The organism is Moorena sp. SIO2C4, assembly GCF_010672485.1.
GTDB lineage: Bacteria > Cyanobacteriota > Cyanobacteriia > Cyanobacteriales > Coleofasciculaceae > Moorena > Moorena producens.
Map to the genome: position 1 here is coordinate 1 of NZ_JAAHGN010001182.1, position 2172 is coordinate 2172.

At 44.8% G+C, this 2172-nt stretch carries 3 protein-coding genes; 1 reads left to right on the top strand and 2 read right to left on the bottom strand.

Annotation, left to right across the window (positions count from 1 at the left end; all coding sequences use genetic code 11):
- The first annotated feature begins 252 nt into the window (after positions 1-252).
- On the top strand, positions 253-840 hold the full coding sequence (locus tag F6K20_RS35330) for a TIGR04376 family protein (protein ID WP_008179675.1): 588 nt from the start codon (positions 253-255) through the stop codon (positions 838-840).
- Positions 841-1026: 186 nt separating this feature from the next.
- Here the strand turns inward: F6K20_RS35330 and F6K20_RS35335 are convergent, their stop codons facing one another.
- Positions 1027-1341 carry a hypothetical protein gene (locus F6K20_RS35335; RefSeq protein ID WP_287297930.1) on the bottom strand — a complete coding sequence of 105 codons (315 nt, stop codon included), beginning with the start codon at positions 1339-1341 and terminating at the stop codon, positions 1027-1029.
- A 137-nt stretch (positions 1342-1478) separates the two neighbouring features.
- The coding region (locus F6K20_RS35340) for a phosphoribulokinase (RefSeq protein WP_287297931.1) at positions 1479-2172 on the bottom strand (694 nt) is incomplete at its 5' end.

Genomic DNA, 2172 nt, shown 5'->3' on the forward strand with positions numbered 1-2172 from the left:
TCCTGAAGGGCGGGGTTTTCACCCGCATCCGTTAGACAGTTAGACTTTTGAGGTTTTTATTCCTCGCGAAGTCCCCTACTCATACCCCTCTATTTTCTAGAGGCTCCTAGTAGGAACAAGCCGCACTGACTTCTGACTTCTGACTTCTGACTTCTGCTATACCATTCCTGTAGCTATTTCAGATAAGCTGAGATATGTTGATATAACAGAGTTAAAAATATATGATCTAATAGGATATAGGATAGTGGTGCAGTGGGACTATTTGAAGACCTGAATCGATTTCTAGAAAGTCGTCTAGAAGAATTTCTCCGCAACAATCCTCATCTAGAGTTACAGGCACTAGAGGAGCAGTTGCGCGAGCAAGAAAAAGACACACTGCGGCTAATTATTGACTTACAGCAACAGGAAAAGCGGTTGCAAGACCAAATTCTCGCCGTTGCCAAAGACATTCAACGTTGGCATGAGCGTATTGACAAGGCGAAGTCCCACAACAGATTTGATTGGGCTAAAGCAGCTCAAGAGCGAGAAGCAGCTCTGTTACGTCAAGGCAATCAGCTTTGGGGCCAGATGGAAGGGGTTAAACAGCGAATTACGAAAGCCAAGGAACTCCAAGAACAGATTAAAAACCATCGCGCTGAAGTGCAGGCTAAAGCTAGAGATACAGCAGCAGCTCGCGCAAGTTCTCAGCCTAAGCAGAACTCCCAGACATTTGCCTGGAATCAGACTACCAACAGTAACCAATACAATATCCCTTCTGGTGTAGACCCTTTAGAGCAACAGTTTAAAAGCTGGGAAATGGATGAAGAGTTGGAGCAAATGAAGCGGAATATGAACGGTTGATCTAAGCTATCAGCTATCAGCTATCAGCTATCAGCTATCAGCTATCAGCTATCAGCTATCAGCTTTTGAATCAAAGAGGTAAGCATTCGTTTCATCTGAGTTATTTCACAGGCTAGAAGCCTGATCCACAAAGCTGATCGCTTAGGGTGAGACAAAGCCCAACGGCTGAAAGATGACATGAATTCTTCATTCATTCTTTTTTTCAAAAGGACGATTAATAATAAAAGAAATTGATTTTTGTGGGAGAGGCAAGGTAGGAAATAAGGACTGCTTTGTAGCGTTTAATTTAGCAGTATTGGCAATGTCTTGGTCTTGGCTGTCTTGGCTTAGATTAGGAGCAGATGAATCAGATGGGAAGGAAGGCTGGCGAAAAATCCAGCCTGGATGCTTGCCATAGTTAGAAGCGATCGCTAATAAGGCTCCTGCTAAGATAAACACCGGTAGTGGTAGAGTTACGTGTCTAACCCACTGGTAGATTTCCACCATAACAAAAAACACCAAAACACTGGCTATCCAAATTCTTATAACTCTATCCGATACCATGCCAATCTTATGCTCTGATTCGGTTTGTTCCGTCTGAGGAAGCTGATGGAATTGGAGTCACGCAAACATTTATCCATCAGCTCCTGTAGACCATACTACACCTTGGCTGCTACTTTGGCTTCACCAGATACTAAGCTTTCATAAGTTGACCGCATCTTCAGACCAACGAGAACCTGGAACAACCCAGAACCGTTGTTAGAGCCAGGATAATCGGTGTGCTTGAGCAATAACTCGGTCATCTCTCCATAGTACTTGGTTGAGGTCTTGCTGAGGTGACTTTCGATGTAAATCATCTCCTCTAGGTTATCGAACTGACCATCTACCTCTAGTACAGAGACTTCGTTACCCATGTAGCTGTCTGGCCCATAGTACATTTTCAGACCAGGATAAGCACAGGTTAGCTTGCGACCACAAGGTCTCCAGTCGATGGTTGACCCTTCATCAAACAGATAAACTGGGTCGAAGTTTTCCACCCCTTCCTTCTGAAGTAGGCGCACCCGCAGTAGATTGCTTTCCTTAGCTGCCTCTCCCTGAAGCAGCTGTGTGGGAAAGATTTGAATGACCACATCAGCGTATTGCTTCTGGACTTCAATGTAAGCTTCAAAGTCTGGACGTCTAGCTTCAATCGACGCTAGGATATCCTCATAACGGTGGCCCCGTTCTGCCATGTCCCGCTGGATTTTCCATTGGATTTTGACTTCATCGCTAATGTCTAGGTAAACGCCGAAGTCAACCAGCTCACGCACCCGCTCATCATAAAGAGGGTGCAGACCTTCAATGACTATGACT